The 15,437-nt window shown below is 32.7% G+C and carries 14 protein-coding genes; 6 read left to right on the forward strand and 8 right to left on the reverse strand.

The window, feature by feature from the left end; genetic code table 11:
- Positions 1-54 precede the first annotated feature (54 nt).
- Positions 55-213 carry a hypothetical protein gene (locus ATO12_RS26030; RefSeq protein ID WP_165583359.1) on the reverse strand — a complete coding sequence of 53 codons (159 nt, stop codon included), beginning with the start codon at positions 211-213 and terminating at the stop codon, positions 55-57.
- Positions 214-564: 351 nt separating this feature from the next.
- On the opposite strand from ATO12_RS26030, the gene ATO12_RS24765 reads away from it, so the two are divergent.
- Positions 565-945, forward strand: a complete 381-nt coding sequence (locus ATO12_RS24765) for a c-type cytochrome (RefSeq protein WP_051575721.1) — start codon at positions 565-567, stop codon at positions 943-945.
- Positions 946-1,039: 94 nt separating this feature from the next.
- Here ATO12_RS24765 and ATO12_RS09750 read toward each other — a convergent pair whose 3' ends face one another.
- The gene (locus tag ATO12_RS09750; protein WP_051575722.1) at positions 1,040-2,257 is read right to left on the reverse strand and encodes a S8 family serine peptidase; all 1,218 of its coding nucleotides are present in this window, start codon (positions 2,255-2,257) and stop codon (positions 1,040-1,042) included.
- A gap of 786 nt (positions 2,258-3,043) precedes the next feature.
- Here ATO12_RS09750 and ATO12_RS09755 point away from each other — a divergent pair.
- On the forward strand, positions 3,044-5,296 hold the full coding sequence (locus ATO12_RS09755; RefSeq protein WP_034241530.1) for a TonB-dependent receptor: 2,253 nt from the start codon (positions 3,044-3,046) through the stop codon (positions 5,294-5,296).
- Positions 5,297-5,429: 133 nt separating this feature from the next.
- Here the strand turns inward: ATO12_RS09755 and carB are convergent, their stop codons facing one another.
- Positions 5,430-8,282, reverse strand: coding sequence for a carbamoyl-phosphate synthase large subunit (gene carB, locus ATO12_RS09760; protein WP_034241531.1), 2,853 nt, complete (start codon positions 8,280-8,282; stop codon positions 5,430-5,432).
- A gap of 100 nt (positions 8,283-8,382) precedes the next feature.
- On the reverse strand, positions 8,383-8,541 hold the full coding sequence (rpmH, locus tag ATO12_RS25300; protein ID WP_074410140.1) for a 50S ribosomal protein L34: 159 nt from the start codon (positions 8,539-8,541) through the stop codon (positions 8,383-8,385).
- Positions 8,542-8,717: 176 nt separating this feature from the next.
- On the opposite strand from rpmH, the gene ATO12_RS09770 reads away from it, so the two are divergent.
- The 3 genes from ATO12_RS09770 to ATO12_RS09780 all read left to right on the forward strand — a co-directional run bounded on the left by ATO12_RS09770 (position 8,718) and on the right by ATO12_RS09780 (position 11,083).
- On the forward strand, positions 8,718-9,602 hold the full coding sequence (locus tag ATO12_RS09770) for a DUF6263 family protein (RefSeq protein ID WP_034241533.1): 885 nt from the start codon (positions 8,718-8,720) through the stop codon (positions 9,600-9,602).
- Between the two features lie 8 nt (positions 9,603-9,610).
- The gene (locus ATO12_RS09775) at positions 9,611-10,126 is read left to right on the forward strand and encodes a hypothetical protein (RefSeq protein WP_034241534.1); all 516 of its coding nucleotides are present in this window, start codon (positions 9,611-9,613) and stop codon (positions 10,124-10,126) included.
- A 150-nt stretch (positions 10,127-10,276) separates the two neighbouring features.
- Complete coding sequence (locus ATO12_RS09780; protein ID WP_051575723.1) at positions 10,277-11,083, forward strand: TlpA family protein disulfide reductase; 807 nt, start codon at positions 10,277-10,279, stop codon at positions 11,081-11,083.
- A gap of 8 nt (positions 11,084-11,091) precedes the next feature.
- Here ATO12_RS09780 and ATO12_RS09785 read toward each other — a convergent pair whose 3' ends face one another.
- The 3 genes from ATO12_RS09785 to ATO12_RS09795 form a co-directional block, all read right to left on the reverse strand.
- Complete coding sequence (locus ATO12_RS09785) at positions 11,092-11,460, reverse strand: sulfite exporter TauE/SafE family protein (RefSeq protein ID WP_034241535.1); 369 nt, start codon at positions 11,458-11,460, stop codon at positions 11,092-11,094.
- Positions 11,461-11,670: 210 nt separating this feature from the next.
- Positions 11,671-12,621, reverse strand: a complete 951-nt coding sequence (locus ATO12_RS09790) for a lytic transglycosylase domain-containing protein (RefSeq protein WP_034241536.1) — start codon at positions 12,619-12,621, stop codon at positions 11,671-11,673.
- Positions 12,622-12,688: 67 nt separating this feature from the next.
- Positions 12,689-13,360, reverse strand: a complete 672-nt coding sequence (locus ATO12_RS09795; protein ID WP_034241537.1) for a hypothetical protein — start codon at positions 13,358-13,360, stop codon at positions 12,689-12,691.
- A gap of 299 nt (positions 13,361-13,659) precedes the next feature.
- On the opposite strand from ATO12_RS09795, the gene ATO12_RS09800 reads away from it, so the two are divergent.
- Complete coding sequence (locus ATO12_RS09800; protein ID WP_081748243.1) at positions 13,660-13,971, forward strand: GNAT family N-acetyltransferase; 312 nt, start codon at positions 13,660-13,662, stop codon at positions 13,969-13,971.
- An 80-nt stretch (positions 13,972-14,051) separates the two neighbouring features.
- Here ATO12_RS09800 and mtaB read toward each other — a convergent pair whose 3' ends face one another.
- A complete protein-coding gene (mtaB, locus tag ATO12_RS09805; RefSeq protein WP_034241538.1) occupies positions 14,052-15,365 on the reverse strand; it encodes a tRNA (N(6)-L-threonylcarbamoyladenosine(37)-C(2))-methylthiotransferase MtaB in 1,314 nt (437 codons plus the stop codon).
- Positions 15,366-15,437: the final 72 nt, after the last annotated feature.

Below are 15,437 nucleotides of genomic sequence, written 5' to 3' on the forward strand. Positions count from 1 at the left end.
ATTGCAAATAGAAAATAAAGGTAAATCAATCTATTTTATCTAGGTTTACAGTCGTTAATACTCATCTGAATACTCATCTGTGTTTTCATCGGCAAATCCACTACTTCTTGCTCTTCTCAATGCCACTCCCACTCTTCTTACTCTTCTTCTTGCTCCTCCTTTAATAGAATGTAATTCTTGTTTTTCTAATTTTTTGAAATTTAGTTTTTTCATACCGTAAAAGTTTTATTCATAATTATTATCTCGATCAAAGAACATGAATTCAAAAAACAAAACACATAAATTGATTATGGAATCAGACCGGATGTATACAAATGCACATTTTCTAGTACCAAAAAAGTGGATATAGGAATAAAAAAAGCAGCTTCCGAATTAAAAAATGTTACCCAATTGGTTCATAATTTTACTTCAATTTATTAGAAAACCTAAAGGCTTTCTTAGGTAAGAAAGTTCTCGAATGTATTTAAAAATGTAGGTTTTTATCTCTCTATACTTAAATCGAGATGACTTCGTTATACTATCTATTAGTAAAATCTTTGTATATTTCATATAAAAACCCCCGTTATGGAAAGTATATTCAAAAAAATTTCAGTACTGTTCATCGTCTTACTTTGTTTTAACTGTAGCAGTGGTGATGATAGTCCGCAACCTAACCCCAATCCGGATCCTGATACAAATCCAAACCCAAATAAAATTACAACTTATGATGCAGATGTTAAGGCAATTATAGATGCTCAATGTGTACGTTGCCATACTGTTCCTGCTCAAAACGGGGCTCCTTTTCCTATGCGTAATTATACCGAAACTATAGTTGGAGTAAATAGAGATCTTGTTCTTTTAGTTAAATCAACAGGAGCTAATGTAATGCCTCCAGAAGGTAGGTTACCACAAGCAACAATAGACATTATCTTAGATTGGGAAGCAGATGGTTTTTTAGAGAAATAACATTGCAATTCTCTTTAGTTCACTACTTAAAACAAAAAAGAGGCTGGAATCACCCAGCCTCTCTAATACATACTCAAAATATGAAACTACCGTATTAATTTGTGGTAGCTATAGGAGCCGTGTAGCCTCCTTTACTTACAGAACCATCGGTTCCTGTACTGTTACCTCTTAGTAATAATATTCCTGCCACATGTGGTGACGCCATAGAAGTACCAGAGATTCTATTAAATTGTCCGTTTAACCAAGTAGACCATACTTGCGTACCTGGAGCCCAACGATCTACACTTCTTCCGTAATTAGAAGATCCTGCAGGACCATCATTTCTGGTCATGTTACCAACATTCCAAGAATTAGCAGTTCGTAATCTTTGTGGTGAATAATACTGTGTATCATCATTACTATTACCTGCAGCCATAGCGCCATAAGTTGTTCTTTCCAGGTTTCTAAATGCATTATCTATAGTTATATTAGTATGACGATTTCTATATCCTACACTATAATTCCAGGTATCTCCATTTCTTGCATTTCTGGCAACATAATCTATACCACTAAGTATACCTGCATCACTACCACTACCCTGTGCATTTAAAACTCTTACAGAAACAACTGTAGCACCGTAAGCCACACCAATAACTCCAGAACCATTATTTTTTGCAGCAACTGTTCCTGCTACATGAGTTCCGTGTCCATTTTGATCTTGCCATGACCCACCAACAAAACTTCTACTTCGGTTAGTATCAATGTTTAAATCACTATGTGGTGCAATCCCACTATCAATGATCCAGCAAGTTCTACCACTACCATTTGCTCTACCCACTCTATTTATACCCCATGGTAAAAAGTCTCCGCTAGGCAACCAAGAACCTTTGTTCGCAGCTTTATTCTCAACAGTTGCAGGAAGTTGACTTACAGGTTTTCCCATTTCAACATCCAGTGTTCTGATATAATTAGGCTGTACATATGCAATTTCAGGATCATTTTTAAGCATTTTTACCTGCTCTTCAGATAAATTTTCTATATGAAAACCTTGTATAGCATTGCTGTAGGTTTGCTTTATGTTATTCTCTGCTATCGCATATTTGGATAACGTTTGCTGAGACTTAGCTTTCATACCAGCACTTTTACCAAATAGAGATTTATCTTCTTTATAAATTATGATATACTCTCCAGGTATCGCCTGTTCTGCTCCTACAGTTTCTGTAGGTTCTATTCCCGTTTCTATATCGGTAACCCCATCGGCGTCTTTTTCACAACTATAAAAGAAGATAGAAAAGACCGTTAGCATACTTAAAAATTTCAGTTGAGTTTTCATTATTGTTTGATTTTTCTATTAAATGTTTAATTCTAGATTTTAAATTAAAAATGTTGAGCTCTTCATTAAAATTTGTTATTCAAAAGTAGAGATAAATTCAAATAAACAAATACGGCAAACACGTAACATACAAATAGTTACATTTCATTTATTTAACTTTAATCTAAATAAACAATCCCTTGATTTTCAATAATGCAACACTGTTGCATTATTGAAAATCAAGGGATTAAACTAAAAATTGTAATGGCCAATTTTGGGGAAATTTCAGCAGAAAAACGACATTAAAAACTTAAAGGAGTTAAAGCTAATTTAACTATATTTAACACACAATTAACTCTAAATTAACATACATACGAATCTTATTCGGTGAGAATTGGTGTTATTCCTATAGTATTATTATCAAAAAATGTATGCATTTTGGATCAAAATGTGCATTTTTTCCAAAATTCTAACAAAAAAATTACTTTTTACATAATCCAGATACTTATAAAACAGCAAAATCAAACATTTCAAAATTCATATTCATGTATTAGAATTTAGTTCGTAGATGTATTTAATAAAAAAGCCATAATAATAATTATATCGCCAAAAATCAATCTCTTCAGAATTTTCATCCATAAACTCATTCCCCTTTCTTCTCCTTGATACAAGTCTCACTATATTTTGCCATTCTTTCCTTTATAATGTATTAACATCTAGGTTTTTAATCTAAATCATGATAATTATCATTATTTAGATTTAATTAAAACAAAACATTTGCCCTCTATAATACAACTGCTCAAAAAAATGAAACACATCTTTATCCTTCTACTATTAGTGTCAGGTATTTTACAAGCAAAAAACACATTTGATATTTCCGGAAAAGTAACCGCTAACAACGAATCCTTACCTTTTGTAAATATATATTTAAAAGGCACAAAAATAGGTGCTGTAAGTCAGGAAAACGGAAATTTTATAATTGAAAATATCCCTGAAGGTGATTATGTTTTGATAGCATCTTTTACGGGGTTTAAAACATATCAAAAACAAATCTCTTTACATGAAAAGAACATAATAATTAATATCAATCTTGAAGAGGTTGAGCTTCTAGATGAGATTGTAATTACCGGAACTCTAAAGCCTGTAAAAAGACTTGAAAGCCCCGTTCCTGTAGAAGTATATTCTCCAACCTTCTTAAAAAAGAATCCTGCCCCTAATATTTTTGAAGCTTTACAAAATGTAAATGGTGTACGGCCACAAATTAATTGTAGTGTATGTAACACTGGTGATATTCATATAAATGGTCTAGAAGGCCCATATACTTTGGTTTTAATTGATGGTATGCCTATTGTAAGTGGTTTATCAACTGTTTATGGGCTTTCTGGAATACCAAACTCCTTAATTGAGCAAGTTGAAATAGTAAAAGGTCCTGCTTCATCTTTGTACGGTAGTGAAGCTGTTGGTGGATTAATTAATGTAATTACAAAATTACCAGAAAACGCTCCTCTATTTTTTGCTGATAGTTATGTAACAGATTGGGGAGAAACAAATTTTGATGTAGGATTTAAGGCCAAAATTGGTGAAAAATCTAATATGCTTCTCGGAGCTAATTACTTTAATTACTCTAATCCCATTGATAACAACAATGATAATTTTACAGATGTTACTTTACAGGATAGAATTTCTGTTTTTCAAAAATGGGATTTTTCTCGAAAAGAAAATCGTGTATTTTCGATGGCTGGACGTTTCTTTTATGAAGATCGCTGGGGTGGTGAAATGCAATGGAATCCAGAATTCAGAGGTGGTAATGATATATACGGTGAAAGCATATACACAACACGTTACGAGGTAATTGGTAAATATCAATTACCAATAAAAGAAAATATGATGTTTCAGTTTTCATACTCTGATCACGATCAAAATTCTGCATATGGAGATACTTTTTACCTTGCAAAACAGCGTATTGGTTTCGGGCAATTAACATGGGATATATCTAAACAAAATCACGATCTTCTTTTTGGTACAGCAATGCGTTACAATTATTATGATGACAATACTCCAATTACAGTAAACTCTGATAAAATTGTAATTCCTTCCTTATTTGCACAAGACGAAATAACGATAAGCGAAAAACACAAACTGTTACTTGGTGCAAGGTATGACTATGACAAAAGGCACGGTAATATTTTTACTCCAAGATTAGCATACAAATTTAAACCCACAGAACACGACATTTTTAGGCTAAACGCAGGAACAGGTTTTAGGGTTGTAAATCTATTTGCCGAAGAACATGCCTCTTTAACAGGTTCTCGGGATGTAATCATAGAAGAAGAATTAAAGCCCGAAAAATCTTATAATGTTAATGTAAATTACTTGAAAAAATTATATACCAAAAACAGTATGATTATTGGTATCGATGCTTCTACCTGGTATACTTATTTTACTAATGCGATCTTACCAGATTATGACACCAACCCAAATCAAGTTATTTATGATAATCTTGATGGTTCTGCTACAAGTATGGGCTTAAGTGTTAATTTAGATGCTGTTCTGTCTAGTAATTTTAAAGCACTGGCTGGGTTTACAATTCAAGATGTGTCTCAAAAAGAAAATGGTGTTAAACAACGGCAGGTACTTACCGAAAAATATTCGGGTACCTGGACCATCTCTTATAAAAACTTCAATTATAATTTTACTATTGACTATACGGGAAATCTATATGGTCCAATGCGTTTACCTGTTTTGGGTGAATTAGATCCCAGAAAAGATGAATCGCAGGTTTGGAGTATTCAAAATATTCAATTAACCTATGATGGTTTTAAAAATTTTGAAGTATACGGCGGAGTAAAAAACTTATTGAACTGGACACCAAATAAAGGTAACCCTTTTATCATAGCAAGAGCCAATGATCCTTTTGATGAAAATGTGGTTTTTGATACTAATGGTAATGTTATTCCCACAGCAGACAATCCTTATGGATTATCTTTTGATCCAACATATATTTATGCACCAAACCAAGGTAGACGTTTATTTATTGGATTAAGATATAGATTAAACTAATTATTTTTTCATATTATAAGAAATTATTATGTGTTGCTAATACATAGCATTTCAAAAAATATGAATTCGAAAAATAAAAAAACCAGATTGTAGATCTACAATCTGGTTTCTTATCAATTCTGTATATAAAATATTATTTACTCAAATACATTTTACGTCTCGAATATAGATCATAAAATTGATCATCTTTAAGATCATCAATAAACAAGATGCTCTCTCCTGTACTTTTCATTTCTGGACCTAATTTCTTATTAACATTAGGGAATTTATTGAACGAGAATACAGGTTGTTTAATAGCATATCCATCTAAGTGAGGTTTAAAGTCAAAATCCGTCACTTTCTTCTCTCCCAGCATCACTTTAGTTGCAAAATTTACATAAGGTTCTCCGTATGCCTTAGCAATAAAAGGTACTGTTCTCGATGCTCTTGGGTTTGCTTCAATGATATAAACCTTATCATCTTTGATTGCAAACTGAATATTGATTAGCCCTACAGTGTTTAGCGCTAATGCAATTTTATGTGTATGATCTTTAATCTGCTGCATTACAAATTCTCCCAGGTTAAAAGGAGGCAAAGTAGCATTAGAATCTCCAGAATGAATTCCACATGGTTCTATATGCTCCATAATCCCAATGATATACACGTTTTCACCATCACATATTGCATCTGCTTCTGCTTCGATTGCTCCATCCAAATAGTGATCTAACAATAATTTATTATTAGGAATTTTACGTAATAAATCAACCACATGTTCTTCTAGTTCTTGCTTATTAATTACAATCTTCATGCCTTGCCCTCCTAATACATAAGATGGTCTTACCAAAATTGGAAAATCTAAACGATCTGCCACCTCAAGTGCTTCATCGGCAGTTTCGGCAGTATCAAACTCTGGATATGGAATATTATTCTCTTTTAACAATTTAGAGAAGTTCCCTCTATCCTCGGCAAGATCCAGAGATTGATAACTTGTTCCTATAATCTTAATCCCGTAGCGATCTAGTTTTTCAGCAAGCTTTAATGCGGTTTGCCCACCAAGTTGAACAATTACTCCTTCTGGTTTCTCATGTCGAATAATATCATAAATATGCTCCCAAAATACTGGTTCAAAATATAATTTATCGGCAGTATCAAAATCGGTAGATACAGTTTCTGGATTACAATTGATCATTATCGTTTCATATCCACACTCTGAGGATGCCAACACGCCATGTACACAACAATAGTCAAATTCAATTCCTTGTCCAATCCTGTTAGGACCCGAACCTAAAACAACAATTTTCTTTTTATCACTAACAATACTTTCATTAGAGACTGATATTTCTCCTTCTGGCGTTTCTATTTCTGCTTCAAAAGTAGAATAGAAGTAAGGAGTTTGAGCTTTAAATTCTGCAGCACAGGTGTCTACCAATTTATATACTCTTTTTATCCCTAACTCATCTCTCTTATTATATACTTCACTTTCATAACATCCTACCATATGAGCTATTTGTCTATCTGCAAAACCTTTTTGTTTTGCTTCTAGTATTAATTCTTTGGTAAGAGATTGAATGGTATATGTTGAAATCTCTTTTTCAAGATTATATAATTCCTCGTATTGTTTTAGGAACCACATATCTATTTTTGTGATTTCGTGTATTCTGCTTAACGGAATCCCCATCTGGATAGCATCATAGATTACAAACACACGGTCCCAACTGGCATAGGTAAGTTTATCTATAATTTGATCATAGTCTTTATACCCTTTCCCATCGGCACCAAGTCCGTTTCTTTTAATTTCTAAAGACTGAGTAGCTTTATGCAATGCTTCCTGGAATGATCTACCGATTGCCATAACTTCTCCAACAGATTTCATCTGAAGTCCTAATGTACGATCTGACCCTTCGAATTTATCAAAATTCCATCGTGGGATTTTTACAATTACATAATCTAATGTAGGCTCAAATAAGGCCGAAGTAGATTTGGTAATCTGGTTATCTAATTCATCCAGGTTATATCCAATAGCCAGTTTTGCAGCTATTTTTGCAATCGGATATCCCGTTGCTTTTGATGCTAATGCAGAAGAACGAGAAACTCTAGGGTTAATCTCGATAGCAATAATATCTTCATTTTCATCGGGACTTACAGCAAACTGTACATTACATCCTCCTGCAAAATCCCCAATACTACGCATCATATGGATTGCCATATCACGCATACGTTGAAAAGTTTTATCACTTAACGTCATTGCGGGAGCTACTGTAATCGAATCTCCGGTATGGATTCCCATAGGATCCATATTCTCTATAGTACAAATAATAACTACATTATCATTATTATCTCTTAACAATTCTAATTCATATTCTTTCCACCCAATCAAAGCTTTATCGATCATCACTTCGTGAATTGGAGAAACTTCTAGTCCACGAGTAAGTAATGTATCAAAGTCTTCTTCTTTATAAACAAAAGATGCTCCTGCACCACCAAGTGTATATGATGCTCTAATTACAAGAGGAAATCCAAATTCCTGGGCGATCTCTTTTCCTTTTAAATAAGAATTGGCGGTTGCCTGAGGAGCCATCGGAATTCCAATAGAAAGCATTAGTTCTCTAAACTGCTCTCTATCCTCGGTAATATTTATAGCGTCTATATCTACTCCTATGATCTCTACATCAAAATCTTTCCATATTCCTTTTTCATCTGCTTCTATACAAAGGTTAAGAGCTGTTTGCCCTCCCATTGTAGGTAATACGGCATCAATCTGAGGATGTTCTTTTAAAATCTCTATTATTGATTTGGTATTTAATGGTTTTAGGTATACATGATCCGCCATAGAAGGATCTGTCATAATAGTAGCAGGATTCGAATTGATCAGAATTGTTTCTATCCCATCTTCTCTTAAAGAACGTAGGGCTTGTGTACCAGAATAATCAAACTCACACGCTTGACCAATAACAATTGGTCCCGATCCTATAATAAGTATACTCTTTAGTTTTTCTCTTTTTGGCATGTAATAATGGTATTGCTTTTCCTATAAAATTATGTACTAGATATAAAAAAAGGCGTTACCTATAAAGTAACACCTTTAATATTTTTAATGAACGTTATCATTAGTGCTTATGTCTTAGTTCAGACGAAACAGATATCTTCTTTCTTCCTTTTGCTCTTCTACGAGCCAACACCTTTCTACCATTTGCAGAAGCCATACGCTCTCTGAAACCGTGTTTGTTTTTTCTCTTTCTCTTCGATGGTTGAAACGTTCTTTTCATTGCTATATATCTTTATAAATCTTCTTGAAATATCTAATTCGATCCTTTCTGAGAATTTCTTCCCAAAACTGCGGGCAAATATACAAAGAGTTTTTACTTTGACAAACGTAAATATCAAATATTTTTTATCCAAAAAAATTAGTTTCTTTGCACAAGAAAATCGCAATCCTGTTTTTATGAAAAAACCACTCATTTTTATACTAGTATTGATACTATCGATTACTGGTTTTTCTCAAACTACTTTGCAATATAATCTTAATGTAGGAGATTCTTTTGCAATTCGTCAGGATTCTGAACAAATAATTACGCAAGATATTTCTGGAGGACAACAAATAATCACAAATGATATTACTGCAGAGATGTCTTTTATAGTGACAAAAGTAGAAAACAGTTTGTTTTATATAGAAATGAAATATCAAACATTAAAAATGAAAACAAGTTCTCCTTCTCTAGGCGTTCTTATGGATATGGATACTTCTATAATACCAGATTCTACCGATGTACAAGGACGTATTTTTCAAGGGCTTATCAACTCCCCTATTACTATGGTAATGCAAAAAAATGGTAAGATTAATGCCTTAGAAGGAACAGAAGTTCTTATCGATAATATGATTAAAAATGCTGGTATCACAGATCCTAATACGATAACACAAGTTCGAGCCAGTTTAGATCAACAATGGGGAGACAACCAATTACTAGGTAATTTTGAGCAAATGACATTTATCTATGGTGATAATAATGCTACCGTGGGTGACAATTGGGAAAATGAGTATACCGGTAAAATGAAAAGCAAAAATAAATGGAACATTGCTTCAATTATAGATGAGAACACAACAATTGAAGGTGCATCAGAAATAGAAATGGAAAACACAAATGCTGGTGCTACTATAATCGTATCGGGTTCTCAAAAAGCAATGATCACAGTGAATAATAAAACGGGGCTTATGTTAGAAGGAAGTACAGAAGGTATTTGTGAAGGAAATACCTTAATCTCTACTATGCCAGATACCAAAATACCAACATCAATAAAATTTAAAAACAACTACAAAACAATAAAATAAGGTTAAAAATGTACAACAAAAATATAAAATTAGTAATCGCAGCAATCGTTATCGGGGTAGCAATATGGCAGATAGTAGAAGGATATGTAGGTAATGGAATTATGCTTATTTTATTAGCTGCAATTTTTGTCTTTTTATATTTTAAAAACGAATTAATCCTCCTGGCTTTCTTAAGGTTACGTAAACAAGATTTTGATGGCGCCAGAAAATGGTTAGACAAAATCAAAAAACCAGAAAGTGCTCTTACCACAAAACAACAAGGATATTACAATTATCTTCTTGGTATAATGTTATCACAAACCAACATCACACAAGCCGAAAAGCATCTTAAAAAAGCAATAAAGTTAGGATTATCGATGAATCAGGATCTTGCCGTGGCAAAATTAAATCTTGCTGGTATTGCAATGACAAAACGCCGTAAAAGAGAAGCTCAGATGTTGCTTACAGAAGCCAAAAAATTAGATAAACACAATATGCTTAAGGATCAGATCACTATGATGAAACAGCAAATGAAGAAAATTTAGGCATACTAATTGTATAGAAAATTACGTTTAATGATAGTTTAATACAATCTTTAGAACGTTTTTTAATTAAGTGAACATCAAAAGTTTTACACCCAAAAAATGTTTTTTTTGATGGCATTATATTACATTAGCTACCGTAATCTATTTATAATGAAGAAATTATTAGTATTAGGAATACTCACTTTATATTTTAGCAATTCCTTTGCTCAAGAAGAAAGACAAATACCATTTTCGGTTGCTATTTCGGCGCATATTGTAAAATATAACCAAAAAATTGATCTTGCATATAAAGATAAAGATCTAGAACGTGCAGAATTCTTATTTGACTCCCTGGTTACTAACCACCTTAGCGGTACCTATATGGATAACTTTAATGTATATCCACTAAAAGGAGACCCTATTCTTTTAAGAGATTACGAAAAACCAATTTTTCTTATTACGTATGCTTCCTGGTGTGTTCCTGGTATTGGAGAAATCCCTGCATTAAATGATTTAGCCGATAGATTTCATGATCAGATTGATTTTGTAGTACTCTTCTGGGATAATAAAGAGAAATTAAAAGAAAAAGTAAAAGAATACAATAGTAACATTCATTTAGTTCATATTGATGAAAAGACGAACCAGGATTCATATATCATCAATAAGTTAAAGCATGCATTAGGTTTTCCTATGATGTATTTTATGGATGGGAACAAAAAAATATTAGATATTAGAAAAATTGTTACTCATCACTCTAGTGAAACATTAAGTAACTCATATAATATTCACTTTAATTCGTTATCCAAAGGCGTTTCTCTTTTAATTGCTGATCTGGATTTAAATACCGAAATAAATAATGCTGAAGCTGAGGCAAAAGAAAATGAAGATCGGCGTACAGATGAGGAACGAAATATTGACGAAGAATACGAAAGATATAAGCGAGAACGCGATTCTATAAATAATAAAAAGGATAATTAGTATATCATCTATTTACCCATTATCATTTTTAGAGCTACCAGTAATAATACTCCTCCAAAGATTTTTTTTAGCAATGCCTGGTTTATAGAAATTGCTAGTTTACTTCCTAGATACCCTCCAATAATGAAGGTTACTGCTATTATAATTGCGTATTTCCAATTTACAAACCCTTCATTATAGTAGTTATATGCTGCCAATAATGTTACCGGGACTGCTAATACGGCAAGGCTAGTTCCTTGTGCCTCATGCTGAGAAAAGTTTACCCATAAAATCAGGAGAGGAATCATTATCACGCTTCCTCCTATCCCCAATGTACCACTAAAAAACCCGGCTAATAATCCAATTAAGATTAACGAAATAAGTACTGATGTATTCACACATTTAAATTTTAGCAATCAACTGGTAACTAATCATAAAATTAAGAACGTGTAACTACACAACGTTCTCTCATTAAAAGCAGTTTCAAATATTTTCCTATACAAGACGTTTAAGATAATAGCCATATAAGGTTATTTCTTAGTGTCATGCCTCATCATATTCATACTACTCTAAAACAAGTGCTAACTTAAATAAAAAATCTCAAATTCTTATTGCCCGGTTGTCGTTTTATAATATCCTTCTCTTGGTATTTTTATAAGATATTCTTTACCAGAATGATTATTTAAACGAGCTTCTCTAAGCCAGGGATTATGTAGTTTTAAAATCTTATAATTGATATCATATTGCTCAGCAAAGGCAGTAAAATCTGCAATAGGCTCATCTACCAAAACATTAAATGTTGGAATATGAGTATACAAATCTTCATCACTAAAATTGAAGCCATATTTCTTTGGATTGCTTAAGATTTCTTTTACCGCTACAATTCTAAACACATATCTACCTGTTTCTTCTCCTAATAAAAGATCATAATACGAAGCCGCTTTTTGTTTCTCGAGTCGTCTATTAATCCCTGCTCTACCCGCATTATATGCTGCTGCTGCCAACGTCCAGGAGCCAAATTTTTCTTTTGCGCTTTTAAGATACTTACAAGCTACCTCTGTAGATTTTTCAATATGATAACGCTCATCTACATTTTCGTTTACTTCTAACCCATATTCTTTGGCAGTACCTTTTAATATTTGCCAAAATCCAGTGGCTCTTGCAGGAGACACTGCTTGAGTTAAACTACTTTCTATTACTGCCAAATATTTAAAATCATCAGGAACCCCCTGCTCTTTAAGGATCGGTTCTATAATAGGAAAATACTTATTAGCTCTTTTAAAAAGAAGTAAACCATTAGATTGCCAATAGGTGTTAACCAACAACTCTCTATCCATTCGTTCTCTTATATCTGGATTTTCTACAGGTACTAATTCTCCAGAAAAATTAAGATTATCTGGCATTGCAATAGCATATACATTATAATCATTTACTAATTTTTCTTCCAGAATTTCTTGAGCTAATGGTTTTTCTGGCTGATGGTCTTGTGTAGCGTTTACTAAAATTCCGAAGGTGAACAGCACACCTAGAAGAACTAAAAATTTCTTAATTGTTTTCATTACTTAAGTAGATTTTGATTTTATTGGGGAATAAAATTTATTGTACAATATAGCGTAAAAAGTTAGATTAACGTAAGTTATCACTAATTATTTCGGGTAAATTTTTATTAAACCACCTTGCTCTATTTACAATCATAACATGAGTTCCCCCATCAACTCTTATACAATTTTTAATATTTGCGATAGGAAAAACGATGTCTTTATCCCCATGAATATGAATAAGATTATCTGGTGTTTTTTCTTGATTCCAACATACCATGTTTTCTATAGCCCAATCCAAATACCTTTTATCATTTATAGATAAATATTTTTGATACATAGCGGCACGTTTTTTTGCAAAATCACCAAAAGCCAATTTTTCCCAATTATCAATTTTAGAAACTATTGCCGTTGGAAACAATTTATAAGCCCTGGTTTTTCTGGCAATTTTAATTCGGGTAGGTAATTCGAACTTGTTTTTTACACTCGAAATAATAACAAGTTTCTTTAAACTCAAATACTTGCTCATCTCCTGCACCATCACACCTCCAAACGATACGCCGATCAAAATACAGTTTTTATGCTCAATTTCTTCACACATACGTTTTGCATAATCCTCAATAGACTCATTCTTATTTGGGATTTTCCAAGGTAGGGTTTGAGTTACAAATTTATCCCTGGGGAGCTTAATATATTCGAAGATTGAAACATCTGCTGCCATCCCCGGAACAAAATAAACATAGCTAACTTCCTGCGACATAGGTATTTTAACAGTGGGTATTAAATTTAAAACTCTAATTTTCTTATCTTTGCGTATCAAAATTATAGTATTCCTTTGTTAGAAAAAAGGAAACATTGAGTTAAATTTTTGCAAAAAGGGAATTTTAGAACTAACTAATCTTAGTTAGACGAGGCAAGGTAAAACCTTATTTTCACTAGGTTAATCACCTTTATTTTAGACACATACATCTAGAAAATCCTCTCTAATAAGATGGTTATGATTAGTAAGGTTAGCTCCTTATAAACATTTGATTAAATATCTCAATAATTTAAAAAAATATGGAGAACATGAGTGCTGTTGAATTAGAAATTATCGACAATGAATTTCTAAGACAATTCGAAACTACAATTGACGGTCAAAAAGCAAAGATCGAATACGCGCTACAGGAAAGAAAAATATTTCTTACTAAACTTATCATGAGTGAAGAACATCTTGAAAAAGGTTACGAACAAGATTTTATCGTTGCAGTATTTAATGTAATTGAAGAACGTAATATTAGATTGGTGCCTACCAGTCCTATCATTGCAAAATTTATGAGAAAAAACCGAAGGAAATATAAAGACTTACTTCCTGTTGGAATAAATATATAGTCTGATTACTCTATTATAACACACAAAAGCCTGCTGTATAGCAGGCTTTTGTGTGTTATATATCGAACTTAGCTTGATTTTTATGCTATAAAATCAAATCTAACCATTCCATCTTCATCAATAGTTGTTAATTTCACTTTATGCAAGGTATTTACATATAATGGATTCCATGGCATTTTTACTTTCACATAATTTTCGGTAAAACCATGTATATACCCTTCTTTATTTTCAGACTCAAACAGTACTGTTCTTTCGGTTCCTAATTGGCTTTCATAAAACGCTCTTCTTTTCTTTACAGATAATCCTCGCAACATTTTACTTCTTTTCTTTCTAACATCCTGAGAAACCACTCCATCTAAGTCTGCTGCTACAGTGTTATCTCTTTCAGAATAAGTAAATACATGTAAATAGGAGATATCTAATCGAGATAAAAAGTTATAGGTATCTAAAAAGTGATCATTGGTTTCACCAGGAAAACCAACAATAACATCTACCCCAATACATGCATGTGGCATTACTTCTTTAATTTTTTGTACCCTGTCTACATATAGATCACTAAGATATCTGCGGCGCATCAGTTTTAATATATCATCACTGCCAGATTGTAAAGGGATATGAAAATGTGGCACAAAAGTCCTGGAACCTGACACAAAATCTATGGTTTCATTTTTAAGTAAATTGGGTTCTATAGACGAAATTCGTAATCGCTCTATCCCTTCAACTTTATCCAATGCCTGTACAAGTTCGAAAAAAGTATGTTCATGTTTCTTATTTCCGAATTCACCTTTACCATAATCTCCTATGTTAACTCCGGTAAGCACAATCTCTTTAATTCCTTTTTCAGAAATCTCTTTAGCATTTTTTAATACATTCTGCAGCGTATCACTTCGCGAAATTCCTCTGGCAAGTGGAATTGTGCAATAGGTGCATTTATAATCACAACCATCCTGCACTTTTAAGAATGCACGGGTACGATCCCCTATAGAGTAGCTACCCACATAAAAATCGGCTTCTTCGATTTCGCAAGAATGCACTTCTCCAAAATCATTTTTAGAGAGATCATTAATATAATCGGTAATCTTAAATTTTTCTGTTGCCCCCAAAACCAAATCTACACCATCAACAGAAGCTAATTCTTCTGGTTTTAACTGAGCATAGCATCCTACTGCAGCTACAAAGGCATCTGGATTTACCTTTTGCGCTTGTTTAACTATGGTTTTAAATCTTTTATCTGCATTTTCGGTAACAGAACATGTATTAATTACATAGATATCTGCATTCTCAGAAAAATCTACACGATCAAAGCCTTCATTTGTAAAATCTCTTGCTATTGTAGAGGTTTCTGAAAAATTCAGTTTACAACCCAAAGTATAAAAAGCAACTTTTTTTCTCATAAAACATAAGTGTCATTTCCGCAGGGGCAGAAATCTCATTATATTTACCCATACCAAAACTCAAAAATATTG

This window comes from Aquimarina atlantica, assembly GCF_000626715.1.
GTDB lineage: Bacteria > Bacteroidota > Bacteroidia > Flavobacteriales > Flavobacteriaceae > Aquimarina > Aquimarina atlantica.

Excerpts from the sequence above, each read along its gene's own strand:
- ATO12_RS09790 (WP_034241536.1), bottom strand. The coding sequence starts at position 12,621 with ATGAAAACAATTAAGAAATTTTTAGTTCTTCTAGGTGTGCTGTTCACC.
- rpmH (WP_074410140.1), bottom strand. The coding sequence starts at position 8,541 with ATGAAAAGAACGTTTCAACCATCGAAGAGAAAGAGAAAAAACAAACAC.
- ATO12_RS24765 (WP_051575721.1), top strand. The coding sequence starts at position 565 with ATGGAAAGTATATTCAAAAAAATTTCAGTACTGTTCATCGTCTTACTT.
- ATO12_RS09755 (WP_034241530.1), top strand. The coding sequence starts at position 3,044 with ATGAAACACATCTTTATCCTTCTACTATTAGTGTCAGGTATTTTACAA.
- ATO12_RS09780 (WP_051575723.1), top strand. The coding sequence starts at position 10,277 with ATGAAGAAATTATTAGTATTAGGAATACTCACTTTATATTTTAGCAAT.
- ATO12_RS09795 (WP_034241537.1), bottom strand. The coding sequence starts at position 13,360 with ATGTCGCAGGAAGTTAGCTATGTTTATTTTGTTCCGGGGATGGCAGCA.
- mtaB (WP_034241538.1), bottom strand. The coding sequence starts at position 15,365 with ATGAGAAAAAAAGTTGCTTTTTATACTTTGGGTTGTAAACTGAATTTT.
- carB (WP_034241531.1), bottom strand. The coding sequence starts at position 8,282 with ATGCCAAAAAGAGAAAAACTAAAGAGTATACTTATTATAGGATCGGGA.
- ATO12_RS09750 (WP_051575722.1), bottom strand. The coding sequence starts at position 2,257 with ATGAAAACTCAACTGAAATTTTTAAGTATGCTAACGGTCTTTTCTATC.
- ATO12_RS09800 (WP_081748243.1), top strand. The coding sequence starts at position 13,660 with ATGGAGAACATGAGTGCTGTTGAATTAGAAATTATCGACAATGAATTT.
- ATO12_RS09770 (WP_034241533.1), top strand. The coding sequence starts at position 8,718 with ATGAAAAAACCACTCATTTTTATACTAGTATTGATACTATCGATTACT.
- ATO12_RS09775 (WP_034241534.1), top strand. The coding sequence starts at position 9,611 with ATGTACAACAAAAATATAAAATTAGTAATCGCAGCAATCGTTATCGGG.
- ATO12_RS26030 (WP_165583359.1), bottom strand. The coding sequence starts at position 213 with ATGAAAAAACTAAATTTCAAAAAATTAGAAAAACAAGAATTACATTCT.